Source organism: Stieleria marina (assembly GCA_007741555.1).
GTDB lineage: Bacteria > Planctomycetota > Planctomycetia > Pirellulales > Pirellulaceae > K23-9.
On the sequence record CP036526.1, the window covers coordinates 5,674,496 to 5,692,808 of the forward strand.

General features: G+C 55.3%; 10 protein-coding genes. 5 read left to right on the top strand and 5 right to left on the bottom strand.

The window, feature by feature from the left end; genetic code table 11:
* Nucleotides 1-125: 125 nt before the first annotated feature.
* From K239x_RS20060 to K239x_RS20070, 3 genes are all read right to left on the bottom strand, one after another.
* Nucleotides 126-2,366 (bottom strand): sulfatase-like hydrolase/transferase, encoded by a 2,241-nt coding sequence (locus K239x_RS20060; RefSeq protein WP_419189199.1) that lies wholly within the window; start codon nucleotides 2,364-2,366, stop codon nucleotides 126-128.
* 180 nt (nucleotides 2,367-2,546) lie between these two features.
* On the bottom strand, nucleotides 2,547-4,001 hold the full coding sequence (locus K239x_RS20065) for a DUF1501 domain-containing protein (protein ID WP_419189200.1): 1,455 nt from the start codon (nucleotides 3,999-4,001) through the stop codon (nucleotides 2,547-2,549).
* Between the two features lie 20 nt (nucleotides 4,002-4,021).
* Entirely contained in the window at nucleotides 4,022-7,003 is a 2,982-nt protein-coding gene (locus tag K239x_RS20070) for a PSD1 and planctomycete cytochrome C domain-containing protein (protein WP_419189201.1), read from the bottom strand.
* Nucleotides 7,004-7,201: 198 nt separating this feature from the next.
* On the opposite strand from K239x_RS20070, the gene K239x_RS20075 reads away from it, so the two are divergent.
* The gene (locus K239x_RS20075; protein WP_145419998.1) at nucleotides 7,202-8,419 is read left to right on the top strand and encodes a RimK family alpha-L-glutamate ligase; all 1,218 of its coding nucleotides are present in this window, start codon (nucleotides 7,202-7,204) and stop codon (nucleotides 8,417-8,419) included.
* A 34-nt stretch (nucleotides 8,420-8,453) separates the two neighbouring features.
* Here the strand turns inward: K239x_RS20075 and K239x_RS20080 are convergent, their stop codons facing one another.
* Nucleotides 8,454-8,885 (bottom strand): thiol-disulfide oxidoreductase DCC family protein, encoded by a 432-nt coding sequence (locus K239x_RS20080; protein WP_145420000.1) that lies wholly within the window; start codon nucleotides 8,883-8,885, stop codon nucleotides 8,454-8,456.
* A 298-nt stretch (nucleotides 8,886-9,183) separates the two neighbouring features.
* On the opposite strand from K239x_RS20080, the gene K239x_RS20085 reads away from it, so the two are divergent.
* The 4 genes from K239x_RS20085 (at nucleotide 9,184) to K239x_RS20100 (ending at nucleotide 15,304) form a co-directional block, all read left to right on the top strand.
* Nucleotides 9,184-10,842: a hypothetical protein gene (locus tag K239x_RS20085; protein WP_145420002.1), complete on the top strand. Its 1,659-nt coding sequence runs from the start codon at nucleotides 9,184-9,186 to the stop codon at nucleotides 10,840-10,842.
* A gap of 362 nt (nucleotides 10,843-11,204) precedes the next feature.
* A complete protein-coding gene (locus tag K239x_RS20090; protein ID WP_145420004.1) occupies nucleotides 11,205-12,536 on the top strand; it encodes a pseudouridine synthase in 1,332 nt (443 codons plus the stop codon).
* Between the two features lie 20 nt (nucleotides 12,537-12,556).
* Nucleotides 12,557-13,453, top strand: a complete 897-nt coding sequence (locus tag K239x_RS20095; protein WP_145420006.1) for a dihydroorotate dehydrogenase electron transfer subunit — start codon at nucleotides 12,557-12,559, stop codon at nucleotides 13,451-13,453.
* Nucleotides 13,454-14,044: 591 nt separating this feature from the next.
* Nucleotides 14,045-15,304: a DUF1559 domain-containing protein gene (locus K239x_RS20100; protein WP_145420008.1), complete on the top strand. Its 1,260-nt coding sequence runs from the start codon at nucleotides 14,045-14,047 to the stop codon at nucleotides 15,302-15,304.
* A gap of 335 nt (nucleotides 15,305-15,639) precedes the next feature.
* Here the strand turns inward: K239x_RS20100 and K239x_RS20105 are convergent, their stop codons facing one another.
* Nucleotides 15,640-18,138 carry a polysaccharide biosynthesis tyrosine autokinase gene (locus K239x_RS20105; RefSeq protein ID WP_145420010.1) on the bottom strand — a complete coding sequence of 833 codons (2,499 nt, stop codon included), beginning with the start codon at nucleotides 18,136-18,138 and terminating at the stop codon, nucleotides 15,640-15,642.
* Nucleotides 18,139-18,313 lie beyond the last annotated feature (175 nt).

An 18,313-nucleotide genomic window follows, 5' to 3' on the forward strand; every position in this document is an offset into this window, starting at 1 on the left:
AGCGGAATGGCGCAAGCCATCCGAACTGTGATGTACCGCGCGGCTCGCGCCGTTCGGCTAACAGGATCGCCAGTTTAAAAAATTGACTTGCCCTGCGCGACTCCCCATAGCGGCTGACCGTGCGTTTAGTTTCTCTCTGCCGCGACGTAATGGGCGTTCATCTGTTCCCACCAACGATCCAGCGGCGATTTCATGCGATCGACAATTCCGGGCCGCTCGGCAGCGACGTTGTTTTGCTCGCCGATGTCGGTTTCTAGATCGAACAGCTTCAAATCCGAACCGTCGGGATTGCACAACATCTTCCATTTGCCTTGACGCATCGCGAGCTGCGGACTGATGTGCTCCGCCTTACCAGGATTGATACTCCCGTGCACGCCGTACTCCCAAAACAGCGGCGTCTCTCGAACGACTGGATTCCCCAGGATCGAGTCTGACAAATCAATTCCGTCGCACTGATCCGCATCGAAATCGGCGCCGACGATTGAGGCGATCGTTGGCAACACGTCGATCGCCGCCATCACGGTCGTTTCGTCAGTCTGCTCAGCAGAAATTTTGCCTTTCCATCTGGCGATAAATGGCATCCGAATTCCACCTTCGTACAAACTCCATTTCCGGCCGAACAATGGCCCCGTGAAACCGGGAGGCTGATGACCTGCTTTGTAGTAACGCGGCCAATCGGTCGGGCCATTGTCACTGGTAAATAAAATCAGCGTTTCCTTTGCGAGCCCTGCTTGATCGACCGCGTCGACAAGCCGGCCAATCTGCCGATCCATTTCATCCAAGACGGCAAAGAACGCTTCGTCCGGCGGGTTGGACGTCTTGCCTTTCCACTTCGCCAACTGCTGCTCCGAGGGAACATGTGCGTCGTGAACATCGTTGGGGAACACTCGCAAATAGAACGGTTGGTCGCGATTGGCTTGAATGAAGTCAATGGCGTGATCCACGTAAGTTTCGGTTGTTTTGTGCTTGGGAAGATCCAGTATTTTGCCGCGGCCGTGCTTCCAGCTCATCTCTTGGTTGCCAGTTTTCTGCCAAAGAATTCGGTCGCCGAGTCCTTCAAACGAAACGAGCGATTCGTCAAAGCCATAAGCCTGCGGCAGTGGTGCATCATCCACGTCACGACCACCGCCCATGTGCCACTTCCCAAAGTGCGCGGTGCGATACCCCAACGGCTTCAAAATCTTGGCCAACGTTGGCGCCGCAGGATCCAACCAGTCGGGCATCTTGCGTTTGCGATTGGACTGCCGCGACGCAAAGTAAGAATGGATGCGATAACGTTGTGGGTAACGCCCTGTCGTAATGGCAACACGAGAAGCAGAACAGATGGGCGAATTGACATAGAAGTTTGTCAGACGTCGCCCTTCTTTGGCCAAACGATCGATGTTCGGCGTTTTCATCGCGGGGTTCCCAAAGCAACTCGGGTCCGCGTAACCCATGTCGTCAATGAACAGGACGATCACATTGGGCGGGCGAGACTTGGCGGACGTCAATTCTGTTTCTGCGCCCGCTTGCTCCTTCAGAAACTGAAAGACCTGTTTCGTCGCAGCGTCCCCTGAAATTCCCAGTTCCCGATTGATCGATGCGTGTGATTTATCAACTGCGGCGTACACGGTGGCCTCTGTATTGGCCCTGTTCAAGGCTTTGGCAAACGCATTGGACTGCTGCGCCGAATCGACCCGACTGGCAACATGCAGGATCAAGAACGGAGGAATGCCTTTCCCTGTCGACACGTGTGACATGGGTGAACGAAGGTTTTGACTAACAACATCGCGACCGAATGCGGCGGTGTAGAGAGCGCTTTTGAAACGTCCGAGAGCGCCGATCAATTTCGCCGCGTCGTAGGCTGCCGTGTCCACCGGCACACAGCCTTTGATGTCAGACAACTGCAAACCTTTTTTGTTTAGATACCGCTGGTCGGTACATACGAGTGCGGCTAGATGAGCTCCAGCGGAATGGCCCGCCAAGAAAAGACGATTGGCATCGCCACCGTACTGGATTGCGTTTGCTCGGACATGCTTGACAGCCTTGGCAATGTCGCCCGCCATTGCCTCGATCGTCACATCCGGGACCAAACGGTAATTAACCGAGACAAACACATAGCCCTGCTCAACAAAGGCCTGCGGCTTCTGCTGTACTGCACGCTTGTCACCCAGTCGCCAGCCACCGCCATGTATCCAAATGACAATGGGATGGTTTTCGCCAGCGTCTGGTCGATAAACATCCAGCGTCTGAGCATCGTTGTTTGTCTCTGCGTAGCGAATATCACGTTTGACGATCGGCGCGGCCGCAGAAACAGACGCACTTGGGGCGATTAACAACAGCAAGAGAAACGCTCTTGCCAACCAACTCCCGCAAACAATTTTCATACAACTCAACATTTCTATTTCTCACATCTCGGCAAACGATTTTGTCTCACAAGCAACACGGCGGATCGGCACCCAAAAATGACACAGGACACGAAGTCACGAAGCAGCCGAAAAGCAAACGGCCAATTTGCACCGCCCACTGCTGGTCCATTCAGCCAGCAAGCAGCGGAGCTCATTCATTCACGCAAGTATTTCATCGACAATGCGTGACGGCTTGGTCAAGTTCGACAGTCGCTGATTGGCCCCTTGCGTGTTGTAGGTCAAACGCAGGTGATCGATCCCCATGGTTTTCAGAATCGTCGCGTGCAAATCATGAGGCGTGACCGGATTAGCGGCGACGTCGTAGCCGATCTCGTCGGTCTCGCCGTACGTCAAGCCACTTTTGACACCACCGCCTGCCATCCAGATGGTGAATGCGCCGGGATGATGGTCGCGGCCGACGAACTTCATCTCTTTGCCATTGCGATTCTCCCGCATAGGGGTGCGGCCAAATTCCCCACCCCAGACGACCAACGTTTCGTCCAATAGATCACGTTCTTCCAGGTCTTTCAGCAAAGCCGCGATCGGCTGATCCACTTCGCGGCACCGATCACTAAACCCTCGATTGATCGCTTCACTCTCCGCTGCCCCGTGCGAATCCCAGCCCCAGTGAAAGAGCTGAATAAACCGCACATCACGTTCTGCCAGACGGCGAGCGAGCAAACAATTGTTGGCAAACGATTCTTTGCCTGGCTCGGTTGCGTACGATGAGTGAACGTGCTTGCTCTCCTGCGATAGATCGAACGCGTCGGTCGCCGACGTCTGCATTCGAAACGCCATCTCGTATTGCGAAATACGGGTGAGCGTTTCTGCATCGCCGAATTCCTCGTAGGCACGGCGATTAAGTTTTTCGATCGCGTCGAGTGTTTGGCGACGCTGCTGGCGCGATGAACCGTCCGTATTGGACAAAAACAAAACCGGATCACCCTGCGAACGACACTGCACGCCCTGAAAAACAGACGGCAAGTACCCGCTGCCCCAAACGCTTTTCCCGGCCGACGGCATTCGTCCACCGGAAACCAACACGATGAAACCTGGCAAGTTTTCGTTTTCGCTGCCCAGTCCGTACGTGGCCCAAGATCCGATCGAACCGGCACCCAGGTTTTGATTGCCCGTCAGCATCATCAACTGCGCCGGCCCATGATTGAACTGCGTCGTCGTCATTGATTTGATAAAGCAAACTTGATCGGCAACCGTTTTGAAGTCGGGTAAACGATCCGACACCCAGCTTCCCGATTCGCCAACCTGCTCAAAGTCAAATTGCGGCCCCAGCATCTTCGGGACTCCCTGAATGAACGCAAAACGCTTGCCCTTCAAGAACGATTCGGGGCAATCCATTCCATCCAGTTTTTGCAGATCTGGTTTGTAGTCAAACAAATCCAGTTGGCTGGGCGAACCGGCCATGTGCAAATAAATCACCCGCTTGGCCTTGGCCGGAAAGTGCATTCCGCCCTGCGACTGCGCATCGTAGGGCGTCGTTTCCTTCGCGGACCGATCATCAGCGAGTGCCGATTGAGTCCCCAGCCATGCCGACGCGAGGCCCAATCCGCATCCATTTAAGAAGTGACGGCGTGTTCTCGCGCGCAAGTCGCGCATCAGTAGTTCGTTGTGCAAATTCATTTGGTAATCGCCCAGTCCGAATTAAGAATGGCAAGTGCGACGATGCCGAGTGGTTTGAGTCCGACGGATTTCGCGGCGCCGTCAGATTGCTCTTCGTCAGCTTTTTCGCCGTCAGGTTTTCTGTGGTCATTGGCATCGGTCGCCGACGGGCCCGAAAGTGATTCATACAGTGTCGTCAGATCACGCAAGTCGTCGTCACTTGGCGAGCGACTGACGACTCGCAGAAACATTTCCGCGATGGATTCTCTCACGTCCGGTGAATCACAAGCCTCCGCTAATTTCCCTGCCAACTCCGAATAGACTTCGCTGTTGAGCGTGACCAGCGCCTGCAATGGCGTGTTGGTCGCGATCCGACGGGGGCTACAAACATCACGACTGGGTGTGTCGAACATGACAAACCCCGGATACGGACTGGTGCGTTTCCAGTACGTATAAACGCCGCGCCGATAGCGGTCTTCGTCATCCGCATCTGTCCACTGGTTGGACGAATAGACTTGCTGCCAAACACCGTCGGGCTGCGGAGGCATCACGCTGGGCCCGCCGATCCGGTTGACTAAAGCGTCGGCGGCTACGAGAGCTTGATCGCGAATCATTTCGGCGGTCAACCGAGTGCGTGGTCCATGAGCGAGCAGCTGATTGTGGGGATCAGATTCACGAAGTTTCTGCGACGCTCGAGAATCTTGTCGGTACGTAGCCGACAACACGACCGACTCCAAAAACTGCTTCAGGCTCCAACGATAATCACGCTGCATCTTCAAGGCTAGATGATCCAGCAGTTCAGGGTGCGTCGGCGGTTGTCCGCTGACGCCAAAATCTTCTTGCGTCACAACAATCCCAGCCCCAAACAACTCGGCCCAAATTCGGTTGACCCAAACGCGAGCCGCCAGCGGATTACGCTTGGACACCAACCACTTGGCAAACTCCAGACGGTTACGCACCGAAGCGTGAGCAGCAGGATCAGTGGGTTGAAAAGCATCGGGAATCCGCGGCTTGACCACCTCGCCTCGCTCCAACCAATTGCCTCGCAAAAACATGCGGGTCGTTCTACGGGCGGGACCTCGGCGTTCGATCATCACGGGAACACGAGCCCCTTTGAACGATTTGTACTTCTGTTTCAGCTTGGCAACTTCGTCGCGTCGCAGACGGTAGTCGTCTTCGTCAATCAGTTCGGCCAACTCTCCCGATCCGGTCCATTCGATTTCGAACCGGCGAAGGTGATTGGAAAGACCTCCTGTCACCGAAGCGTCTTGTTTAATGGAAAGCTGCAAGGAATCGCCGGCGTGGATCTCCAGCGGCGTCTTGAGAACAGCCACCACCCAACGCGGCTTGAACAACTTGGGATGCCCACCGAATCCGCGTTTGCCTTTGCGAAACATTTCGTCACAGTCCGCCTCGCCCAAGCCATCGACTCCGTTTCGGTAGTCGGGAATTGCCGAATCGAACGCTACGTCTTGCGACTTGCCGTCCTGGTCGACGACTGTCATCGTCAGCCTCGACAGAACGCTTCCCTGTTCGGGCCACTCCGCTGGGTTGTCTGATTCAGGGCGAATCGTAATTCGCAAACCGGTCAGTCGACTGACGTAATCTGGAAGCTCAGCTGCGATCGTGTAGGTGCTGCCCACAGCCACGGTTCCAGCCACCACCCGAATTTCGCGACCGACAACATCAATCGTGCCGGTGGTCGATTCGGTTTGGGTGATGGGCAAAGGCTGCCACTTCGATTGCAAAACCGCTTGTCGCCCAATCGCGTCCAGCGCGTCTCGCCTTGCCACCCAACGACGCTGGGTTCGCAAAAAGCCACCGCGTTGTTTTTGGTTTTCCAGATAAGGAACCGTCGGTGTTTCCGAATTCAAATCCGAATCTTCGCTGTTGTTAAACATCGAAAGCCCCGCATAGAACTCTTCGTGGTCATAAGGTTCGTAGGGGTGCGAATGACATTGGACACATCCAAACGTCGTCGCTTGCCAAGTCGTCCAAGTCGTGCTGAGCCGGTCGATCACCGCAGCAATTCGATACTCCTCGTCATCCGTACCGCCTTCGGTATTGGTCTGCGTGTTGCGATGGAAAGCCGTCGCGATCAAATCGTCGTAACTCGCCTTTGGCAAAAGGTCCCCTGCAAGTTGCTTGATTGTGAATTCGTCGTATGGCATGTCTTGATTAAACGCATTGATCAACCATTCCCGGTAAGGCCACATGTCGCGGTGCGGGTCCTTTTCGAAACCCTGCGAATCCGCGTAACGGGCCAAGTCCATCCACATCGCTGCCCAGCGTTCACCAAAGCGTGGCGACGCCAATAAACGGCGAACCGTACTGCGATAGACCGTCTCGCGTTGCAAATCAGTTTCGACATCCTTCAGCGAATCCTGAAATGCTGAAATGTCGGCCAGCGTCGGAGGCAAACCAACCAAATCAAACGTCACCCGCCGCAGCCATTGGTGTCCCGGAGCAACACGACTCGGCTGCAGCCCTTCCTTTCTCAATCGATCAAACACGAAGTGATCCATCGTCGATTTGGCCCAGTCGGCCGAAGCGGTCGTTAGCGGTGGGTCCTCCTCCGAAAGCTGCGCACGTGCCCAGTGGTCTTCCCATTTCGCGCCCTCTTGGATCCAGCGTTTGATCAGATCCACTTCGTGATCCGCCAACGGTTCGGGGTGTTCATGCGGCGGCGGCATACGTTCCTCCGGGTCCGTCGAGATCAAACGCTGAAACAGAATCGATTCCTCGGCGTCTCCTGGTTCGATCACCCAACCGTCCGGCGGCAAAATGGAATCGGGAGACACAAACGAGATGTCACCGGCCTGTTTGACGCCGCCATGACACCCCGTGCACGCGCGAGCAAAGATCGGCTGGATGTCGCGGACAAAGCTGACCGATTTTTCATCCGCCGCCGCGACGATCGACAAACCTGCCACGGCCAGACAAACAGACGCTCGCACCACAAGGGATAGCAGCAAAGACAGAACCGGGGAGTTACGCATAATCGAGATTTGGAAAGGGAAAACGGTTTCTTCGCTCGTCAGCACAGCATACCCCGATTCGCCCTGTTCGCAGCGACCCCCTGACATTCACATTAATAAATGTCGCTACACTCTACCTCACGCACCGCGAATTCAATCGATCGTTACGTGATCACTTTCCTGGCACTCCACAGGGCTATTCCCCCAAGGACAAACTTGATGAAACTCGGCATCCTATCCACGGCACCACGCTGCTACAGCACCCGTCGTCTAATGGCCGCAGCAAAAGACCGTGGCTACAAAGCCAAGGTGATCAATACGCTCAAATGCTCGATCGACCTGCAAGCCGGTAAACCCGACCTGTACTACAAAGGAAAACCGCTGGGCGACTATGACGCGATGATCCCCCGGATCGGAGCCAGCATCACGTATTTCGGTACAGCGGTTGTCCGGCAGCTCGAACAGATGAATGTTTTTGTTGCCAACTCGTCTAGTGGCATTTCCAACAGCCGCGACAAACTGCGCAGCATGCAAATACTTAGCCGCCATCATATCGGCATGCCCAAGACGACTTTTGTTCGCGACCGTAGCGATGTCATCAGTGCGATCGAACGTACCGGTGGCGCACCGGTCATTATCAAACTGCTCGAAGGAACCCAAGGCGTCGGCGTGATCCTGGCCGATTCGATCAAGGTCGCCGAAGCCATCATCGAAACCTTGCAAACCGCCAAGCAAAACGTACTGCTGCAAAGTTTCGTCGCCGAAAGCAAGGGCCGTGATGTGCGTGCGTTTGTCGTCGGAGACCGAGTCGTCGGTGCCATGCGACGCGTCGCCCAAGGAGACGAATTTCGCAGCAACGTGCACCGCGGAGGATCGGTCGAAGCGGTGGAACTTGACGACGCCTATCGCGAAACCGCAATTCGATCTGCGCAGATCATGGGATTGCAAGTCGCGGGCGTGGACATGCTGGAAGGCAAAAACGGCCCCCAAGTCATGGAAGTGAACAGCTCGCCAGGTTTGGAAGGAATCGAACGCGCCACGGGCAAGGACATCGCCGGGTCAATCGTCGAATACTGTGCTGCCCACGTCGATTTCCCAGAAATGGACATTCGCCAGCGGCTGACCGTCAGTCGCGGATACACGGTCTGCGAATTGCTGATCCCCGAAGGTTCGCATTACGTCGGAATGACGATTACCGAGTCGGCTTTTGCGGATCAAGACATCAACGTGCTGACGCTTTACCGCGGCAAAACGGTGATCCCCAACCCAAAGGTCTCACGGACATTAGAAGCCGGGGATCGACTGCTTTGTTTTGGCAAACAAGAATCGATGAAGTCGATGGTTCCGGCGAAGACTCGCAAGAAACGCGAACCCAAAGTCAAGAAACTGGACCCCGCCATGATCGAAGACGCGATGACCCCGACTTTGGAATCCTAAGTCGCTGTCTGCTGATCAGTCGAAATGCGCCCGATCAGTCGAAATGAATCGAGCAGGCGTCGTTTTCGCAATTTTTGCCTGCGATTTTGTAACGGCGTTTGGCGACTTGACGATACAGCCATCGCCAGAGATTCGCCGTACCGGGCAAATAAAGAATCGGTGCGGCGATCCACAACAGGGGCAACCGCCGACTGAGATAGCGCACTGCGTCGGCACCACCATGGCGGTTCCCGTCCGTGTCGACGACGAACATTTCGTTCATCAAATCGTCGTGCCCAAGGTCCGGATACCGCTCCGCGACGCGCGGATCATGCAGCGATATAAACGACAACCGCGGGCCAAACCGGTCCAACTGTCGCAATCGTTTCACACCGCCAGTACAAAAACGACAGTCGCCGTCGTAGATCACGACGTCTGTGCCGGGCGTTTGGTCGGGATCGGGAAGCGATTGAGAGCTGATGGACATTTTTTTTACCCCGAGAGGTTGGAAATCGGTGGCAAAAACGTGATTTCGACTTTAATGCCTGCCACCCTTCCCCTCTATACTAGAACTTACGACAGAAAGCGGGCGACGCCAACTTACTAATGGCTTAACCGCTCAATCGGCGACCGGAAAACAGTCGGCACGTAAAAAACGGCGAGCCGTAGGACTGATTGCGGTTTTCGCCGATTCGGCTCGTCCTGCGATTTTACTCGTAACCCGTCCGCTGCTCCTTCGTTGCTCTCGCTGAAATCAGACCAGCCAATAGGCAAGGCAAACTGACATGAACCGCATTGAAACTCGTGTTGCATCCGCTCGCCGTCGCCTCATGGCCGGCACCTTTGGACGCGCCCTGTGCTACTCGCTTTTCACAGCACTGATCATCGCGACCATCGCCTTGGCGGCGCCCGCCGTTTGGGTCATGGACATCGACGCGGCCAATTGGGCGTACAGCTGGATCGGCGGAACCGTCCTAGCAGCAGTGATCGGTGCCGCAGCCTATACCTTTGCCACTGCACCGAGCCAAGAATCGGTGGCTGCCGAAGTCGACCATCGCTTCGGCCTACGTGAACGACTCAGCAGCTCCCTGTCGCTGGACAAAGACGAACAGGACACTGACTTTGGTGCCGCGCTGATGGCTGACGCCGAAAAGCGAGCCGAACAACTCGAAGTCGCCGACCGGTTTGCACTCAAACCCTCCAAGCTCAGCTGGCTGCCCCTTTCTCTGGTCCCCATTCTCGCAATCGTCTTCTTCTTGGTCGATCCAATCAGCCAGTCGGTCGCCAGCAGCACTTCGAAAACGGATCAGGCCGAAGTCGACCAAGTCAAAAAAGTCGCCTCCCAATTGAAGAAGCGTATCCAACAGCAAAAACGCAACGCGGACGCCAAAGGACTGAAGGAAGCGAAAGAACTGTTCGAGAAAATGGAGGCCGATCTAAACAAGATTGCTTCGCAGAAGAACATGAGTCGCAAAGAAGCGATGATCGCGATGAACGATCTGAAGAAGGAACTCGAAGAGCGTCGCAGCCAACTCGGCTCAAGCGAATCGATGCGTAAAGCGATGTCGCAAATGAAAGGCTTGGAATCTGGCCCAGGCGACAAGGTCGCCAAGTCGATCGAAAAAGGCGAATTCGGCAAGGCGAAAGACATCGTCAAAAATCTCGCCAACAAAATGCGAGATGGCAAACTTTCCAAGAAGGAAAAAGAGCAACTGAAAAAGCAAGTCGATCAAATGAAAAAGCAGATGCAAGCTGCCGTCAAAAAACACGAACAGCAAAAACAAGATTTGCAAAAGAAGATCGAACAGGCTCGCAACGAAGGTCGGGGTGCTGACGCAGCCAAAATGCAGCAACAACTCAACCAAATGCAACAACGTGACGGCCAGATGCAACAAATGCAAAAAATGGCCGATGCGATGAACCAAGCTCAGCAAGCGATGAAAAATGGCAAGTCCGCCGAAGCCGCTGATGCCCTGGAACAGATGGCTGACCAACTCGGTGAAATGCAACAGGAGATGTCCGAGCTCGAAGATTTGCAGTCGACGTTGGACGAGCTTTCACAATCCAAAAACCAAATGCGATGCAAGAACTGCGGCGGAGCAGGTTGCCAACAATGCCAAGGCAACGGCCAGTTCGGCATGGGCAACGGCGAAGGCCAAGGCAACGGACTGGGCCGCGGTAATGGCTCGGGCGACCGGCCCGAAGAAGAGGGAGACACCAACACGTACGAGACTCAGGTGCGCGGGAATGTCAAAAAAGGCAAAGCAATCATCGCTGGCTTTGCGGATGGCCCCAACAAGAAAGGCGTCTCCCGCGAAGAACTCAAAGCCCTCGTCGAAGGTGCGATGGCCGAAGACGCCAAAGCTCTGGACAACGAGAACCTTCCGCGAACCGAGCAAGAGCACGCCACCGATTACTTCAACCAACTTCGCGAAGGACGCTAATTCCTGCCGAACAGGTCAGCAGCGAGTCTTCAGCGGGCAGCGTTGCATCAGCGGGCGGCTTTCGCTCGTTGAGTCGCCCGCTGCCGGCTTGGGCTTCGATAATTCCGTTGGTGTGCTGGCCATAAAGCGAATTGGCACTCTTTCTCAGTAAAAGGCGCCGTCACAAAATGGGTAGTTTCTGGTAATTTACAGGGCTGATCGGTGTTTTTCCCCGATCGTTGAGCCGCTGGCGCTAGCCACGGGCCATTGATGTGAGCCGCCGGCGATTAGCCTCAGGCCAATAAATTGCCGGGCTCAGTACTTTGTCCCACTCGCGGCTAGCGCCGTCTATCGATCGAACGACGGTTCTCCCCGCGTATCCAATGCCCAAACGCTCCACCAACAAACAGGCCTCCCAAAAGCAATCGGGCAGCTCGCGGCGAAAAAAAGCTGCTCCTAAAATCGAAAAGCCCGAGGGCCCGCAGCGACTCCAGAGAGTCCTCGCGGCAGCCGGCTTTGGCAGCCGCCGTCAGTGCGAAGAACTCGTCGAAACAGGACGAGTTGCCGTCGACGGCGAAATCGCTTCCAAACTGGGTACAACCGTCGACCCCAAGCTGGTCAAGATCCACGTCGACGGTGTCTTGCTGCGAGCACAAAAAAAGGTTTATTACGCCGTCAACAAACCAACTGGCGTGGTAACCACCAACCGAGATCCGCACGGACGCCCACGCGTGATCGATTTGGTCCCCAAGACCGAACGCATATTTCCCGTCGGACGCCTGGACCGCAGCAGTGAAGGACTGATCCTGCTGACCAACGACGGTGACCTAGCACAAATGCTGGCCCATCCCAAATTTGGCGTCCGAAAAATTTACCGTGTGACGGTCGCCGGCAAGGTCGAATCGGAAACGATGCGAAACATGCGAACCGGCATCTATATCGCCGAAGGCCATGTGAAGGTTGAAGGCGCAAAGATCATCAAGGCCAAGTCCAAAGTAACGGAACTTGAGATCACGCTTCGCGAAGGCAAGAACCGCGAAATCCGCCGCATCTTGGCTCGGCTAGGACACAAAGTTCAAACACTTCGGCGCATCGCGATCGGACCACTTCGACTGGGCGACGTTCCCCCCGGAGCGTATCGCTTGGTTTCCAAAGAGGAAGTTCGCAAGCTTCACGCTGCAGCCGAAGCATCCCGCAACGAAGGCGAAACAAGGCTGGCAGCACGCAAAGTACCACGCAAAAAAGGAGCCGGCGCCAGCAAACGCGCCGCGCAGCGTTCGAATTACGAAAGCCGGTCGTCTAGCCCATCGACCAATCGGCCGGCAGCAAAACGCCCTGCCAAACGATCGAAGAAAGACGCTTCATCAGACGTCAAATTTGAGTTCGATTTTGATTCGGGCAGCAACGATGCCGAAGGATCCGTCATCGGCGGCGACCCGTCCGAATCACGCAAACGTCCGCAGCGCGGGCGGCAAACCGCAAAACGCACCGCCGGCAAGCGAAGCTCGACTTCACGCTCCGCAACGACCGGAACTGGCAAGAAACGTGTCGCTGCCAAAGGCAAGCGGAAAACAACGGCCAAGAAGAAACCCGCCGCTTCAGCGACCAGCCAACGTCGCGGAGCAGCACGAGTCAAAAAGGCGGCTCCCTCGAAAGGACGCCCGGTCAAGGGACGCTCAGCTAAAAAGAGCGTCGGTCGCAAACGGAAACGATAGACAAGGTTTAATTCGACAGCATGTCCAAACTACACGCCGACTTTTATGCCGATGCGATGACGCAGGTCGAAGCTGTCATCACCGAACAGCAATTGATTGCCGAAGAAACTTACCGCGTACGAGTCTCTGCGGCATCCATCGCATCGACAGCCGTGCCCGGCCAATTCGTCATGATCCGACTTGCGTCGCGGAACTCGCCGTTGATCGGACGGGCTTTAGCGATCTACGACGTGATTGACGACAGCGATGGAAAGCCACGGTGGATCGACTTGGTCTACATCCGCAAAGGCACACTCACGCAGGCCCTCGCCGCAAGTCCGCTCGGTACGCAGGTCACACTGTGGGGACCGCTGGGCAACGGATTTTCCGATCGCCCCTGTGATCGGCTGATCATGGTCGCCGGCGGAATCGGGCAAACGCCCATGCTGCTCCTCGGACGCGAAGCTCTCGGGAATCAAACGTTCGGCGATGGCTCACGGCAAAACGGCTGGGCTTCCCAAGTCGAACTGATCTACGGTGCCCGCCGCGAAAGCTTGCTTGCTGGGGTGGATGATTTCCGCAACGCCGGCTTCGGCCTGACACTCTGCACCGACGACGGTTCGGTGGGCGAGCAACGCCTGGCGCCGGATGTTCTAGCCGAACGCTTGTCAAAGCTCACGAGTGGCGAAACCGTTCGCGTCGCAACCTGTGGTCCCGAAATCATGATGCAAAAGGTGGCCGAGATCTGTGCCACTGCCGGGGTCGACTGCCAAGTGTCGATGGAAACGCCGATGGCATGCGGTATCGGAATTTGCTTTTCTTGCGTCGCGCCGATCAAAATGGATGCCGCAGAACAAGACGGCAGCGAAGGATGGGACTACAAACGCACCTGCGTCGAAGGCCCGATCTTCGATGCCGACAAGATTTGCTGGCACTAACCATCCGCCAGCCGCACTTGGACCAAAAGGCTTCAGATACGGCTCTTTCCTCGTTGATCACGTGTGGGACTGAGGCATCGGTCTGTTCGCGAATCCCCAGGTTCAAAGCACGCCCCTCCCCGCGGACGCGGTTTCTGCATCGACCATTGATCAGTCGCTCGTCGCTCTCTGTCGGTGTGAAAACCCGTGCCGCTTGCACAGAACTCGTTTACACTGAGACGACACACAAGGAGCAGTTGTCTCCTGCTTTCTCGCACAAATCATCGTCGCTATGCCCCGCACAGGAATCCGACTCGCTCAAGTTTTGCTTCTGCAAGCGTCTGTTCTGTGCCTAATCTCAGGCTGCGGCACGAACGACGCGTCGACCGCAGGGAGCTCCACTAGCACGCAAGACATCCGAGACTTCATTGAGTCCAATCCCGATTATGCTTCCGAGACAACGGGTGGCCCGGGGCGACAGCCTGCTGCCGGTGAACTTAAGAACAAACCTTCCCCATCCGGCGAAGCGAACGGAGAGCCCGGCGAAGCGAACGGAGAGCCCGGCGATGCAAAAAGGGAAACCGCCGAGCAAATTCTAGACTTGGGAAATTGATGACGCAGCACCATCAAACAAAACCATGTAGCCAACGCCACGCTTTCACGCTGGTCGAACTGTTGGTTGTCATCGCGATCATTGGGATCTTGGTCGGATTGCTGCTGCCCGCTGTGCAGGCAGCTCGCGAAGCAGCCAGAAGAATGAGTTGCAGCAACAATTTCAAGCAACTCGGCTTAGCACTCCACAACTACCACTCGGCCTACAAGCGATTGCCGCAGTATCAAGGTGGCACTGGCGGATTTCACCCCGACTTGTTCCTCCCACGCGTAGGAGTCAACGGCAACGCGCTCAACATCCTGGTCGGGATGACGCCCTTCATGGAACAGCAGGGATTGTGGAATCAGATCAGCAACCCATTCCAAGATCCGATCTCGGGCGAGCCCTTTCCGCCAATGGGGCCGTCGCCGTACAAGCGATTGGTCAGCCACCTCTCCAGCCGTTACGATCCCTGGCTGACAGAAATCCCGACCTATCGGTGCCCGAGCGATCCAGGCCAAGGTTTACCGGCTCACGGCCGCACCAACTACGCGACCTGCTTGGGTGATTCGCCCTTGGTTAATCAAGGGCCTTTGCTACCGATTGATGGCAGCCCCATTCCTTGGCAACCTGACGCCAATGCAGCGATCGCAGCCCAAGGCTCATGCCGAGGAGCGTTCGTGCCGCGGCGTTTCACTCGATTCCGCGACTTCCTCGACGGCCTGTCCAACACCATCACGATGGGCGAAATCAATTCGGACCTGGGTGACCACAACATCACAACAGACCTGTCCGTAGTGTCGCTTGCCCCCGTCGCAAACAACCCTCGCTACTGCGACGATGCGGGCCATCGCGACCCAAACCGGCCGCAGTTCTGGGGATCCAATGCGATAAAAGTCGAAATCGACTATCGCCGGGGACATACCTGGGCACTTGCCCTGCACATCACCTCGGCCGTCAACACAATTCTGCCGCCCAACAGCGGCATGTGCGGATCGATCGGATCGGTCATCGATCCACTTCTGGGCGGCGTCGCCCCTCCCAGTAGCCGCCATCAAGGCGGAGCACACGTCCTACTAGGCGACGGCTCGGTTCGCTTCATCACCGATTCCATCGAAGCCGGCGACGGCCGCCAACAATCGGTTTATGTCGACATGAACATGGACGGAGACACCACCGATAGCAGCATCGCTCCCTCCAGCCCCGGCACCAAAAGCCCCTACGGCCTCTGGGGAGCCCTAGGAACAAGAGCCACCGCCGAAGTCATCTCCGATTTCTAAACACGCCAGAGTCAGCCGCTAGCGCAAGCCAAGTACCTTTCCCACAAACACATTTAACGGCCCTGAACTAAGCTCCGTCAGCATCCGTTCAAGCAACGCCCACACCCAGCACTAACAGTCAGCCGCTCGCGCTAGCCACGGACATTTCTCCAAACGACTCAAACTTCGCCGCCTCAGCAGGCAGTCGCCCGAACCTCGCATCCAAACAAGTAAAGTTCACACCCAGCACTAACAGTCAGCCGCTGGCGCTAGCCACGGGCCTTTCCCACAACGATTCAAACTTCGCTGCCTCGGCAGGTCTCAGGCAGAACCCAACATCCAAACAAGTAAATCGCTCAGGCACGATCATCCCTGGATCCCCCACTGGGGTTTACTTCAGCGCGTCTAGCAGAAGCAGTGCCATTGGACGTCACTCCATTTCGTGCAGTAGATCCGCGACCGGTAATGACCATCGACTCACGTTTCGAACCGTCGCTGGATCCTTCGGACGCATTTCCACGTCGCGCATAACGATTGGTGTAGCGACCGTACCGGTAATATCCATAGCCACGGTATCCGTCACTCGCACCGGCTTCGTCCGAGTTGTTGATGACCGTCCCCAGTACTTTGGCGCCGACCGCACGCAAAATATTCAGCGATTCCTTAGCGTTCGGCTTACATTTTCGCCGAATCCGAACGGTCAAGACAACGCCGTCAACCATACTGGCGGTGATACTTGGGTCCGTCACCACCAACAGTGGCGGCGTATCCAAAATGATGTAGTCAAATTCATTGCGAACTTCCTCCAGCAACTCATTCATATCTGGCAAAGTCAACGCCTCAGCCGGATTAGACGGGATGGGCCCACTAGGCATCACGAACAAATTCGGAAGCGGGGTGGCATGGCAAGCGTCAGCCAATTCGCAATCGCCGTTGAGAACATTGGAGATCCCTGGCTTACCAGACATATCAAAGTTGTCCGTCAACTGTGGACGCCGCAAGTCACAGTCCAGCGCTAAAACACGCTTTCCACTTTGGGCGATCGAACAAGCCAAGTTGCCACCGATAGTACTTTTACCGTCACCAGGTAGCGGGCTGGTCACTTGAATCACCTTGCCTCCCGAAACACCAGCGAGCTCAAAGAACACCGATGTCCGAAACGACCGTATCGCTTCGGACGGGATCGATGCAGGCTGGTGGATCACCGCCAAGTAAGGATCCAGATCCTTATAAGGACTCACTTCACCCTTCTTAGCCTTACGAATCCGTCCCTTGAAGAAAGGCACGTGAGTCAAAACAGGAACACCAAGCACTTCAGCAATCTCGTCAGGGTTTCGGAAAGTGCTCGAATTTTTCTCCAACAGAAAGGCCAACCCGGAGCCTAACGCCAGACCAAGAAATGTTCCGATTCCCAGACATATCATTAGGTTTGGTCCCACGATATACGCACCCGACGGAGCCTTCAGCTCGGTAACTCGCGTTCCCCCCTCGTCATCCGTCAAGCTGACTTGATCCATTTGTTTCTCAAGACGGCTCATCAGTTCACGATTGCGATCAATCTCTCGAAGCATGCCAATGTTCTGCTGTTCATACCGTGCAAGCTTCGTGGCTCCTTCTTTCTCGGTCTCGATCTGCGCATCGACCTCCTGGATCTGCGTATCCAGCAACTGCTCTTCCGCCTTTGACGCATAAATAATCTGCGCAACAGTCTCGGCAGCAACTTCAGCCGGATTGGCCCCTTCGACCTTATTCTCACGAATCAACTCCAGCATCCGGTCGGTTTGTTGCTGCACCAGTCGTTTCAGCTCAGCCTTCATCACACTCAATTCGCTATCCAGCTGCTTAACGTTCGGGTGATTGTCACCAAATTGAGCGGCATATTTATTTCGTTCGATCATCAACGGGATCAATTTTTCATCGACATCCAGCAACCGCAACTCTGCGTCTGCGGCACGCATGTCCGGCGTCACTCCAACGCTAGTGTCAATCGAAATGGAAACACCAAGCAACTTACTGATCACATTGAGCGCAACGATTGGATCTTTCGCTCGCTGAGCGAGCGTTTCAACCTGACGCAACATGATCTGCTTCTGACGCAATTCTTCGAACAACTCACTGCGTTTCTGAACTAGGTACAGCTGACGTTCACGATGGGGGTTGATCGCTTCACCATCCGAATTCCACGTCAACGGAACCTCGCTGCGAAACTTTTGATTGCGTTGGTCAAGCTCCTGTATCTTCGGATACAAATCTTCGATCGCTTGGGAAATCAGACGAATAAGTTCACCCCGCGAGTTTTGTTGCTTCTCATTCAAAAAGTCTTGCAGCGCACTGCTAAATGACTTGACTGAAGCTTCGCAAAGCTCGGGATTGGTACTATCAAAATGCAGGAGCATTACCAGTGATTGAGCGGCCGCATCATCCACCTCGGGCTCCAAGACCATCAAGTCTTGCACCTCGGAAATAAACTGGCTGGATCGATTGTTAAATTGCTCTCGAAACGGCTTCATCCGTGGATCATCAAACGCCATCGACACGACCTTGTCGCTATAAAGCTGCGACTGAATGATTTCAATTCCGGGAACGCCACTGACTACGTTGCCTGTCATATTGTCGAAAATAGCAGGTCTATCGGACTCAAGCATTAACTTAGTCGTGCTGCGATACGTTTCAGGTGTTCTAAGATAGATAAGAAAACCGGCAATTGCACCAGCGATCGCAGGCAAGACCACCGCCCAGCGGTATCGCCACAGTGCCCCCAGGATATCAACCGATGAATCACTGCCAAACTCGCTTTCCTTGTTGAGTTGTGCTGGTTGAATACGATTTGGAATGCTGTCGGAGTCTGTTCTCATCGCCTAAAGTCTCTGGTCCAATGATGTTGCTATTCAAATCGAGCTCAAGTCGAAGTGTAGCGACTCTAGCCAAGAAAGTTAATTCGGAAATTACAGTTTGCCTTCGCAAGAGACCTCAAAAGGCTCAACACGCCGCTTTTCGCGGTAAAAGCAGTAAGACCATGCTTGAATCGGA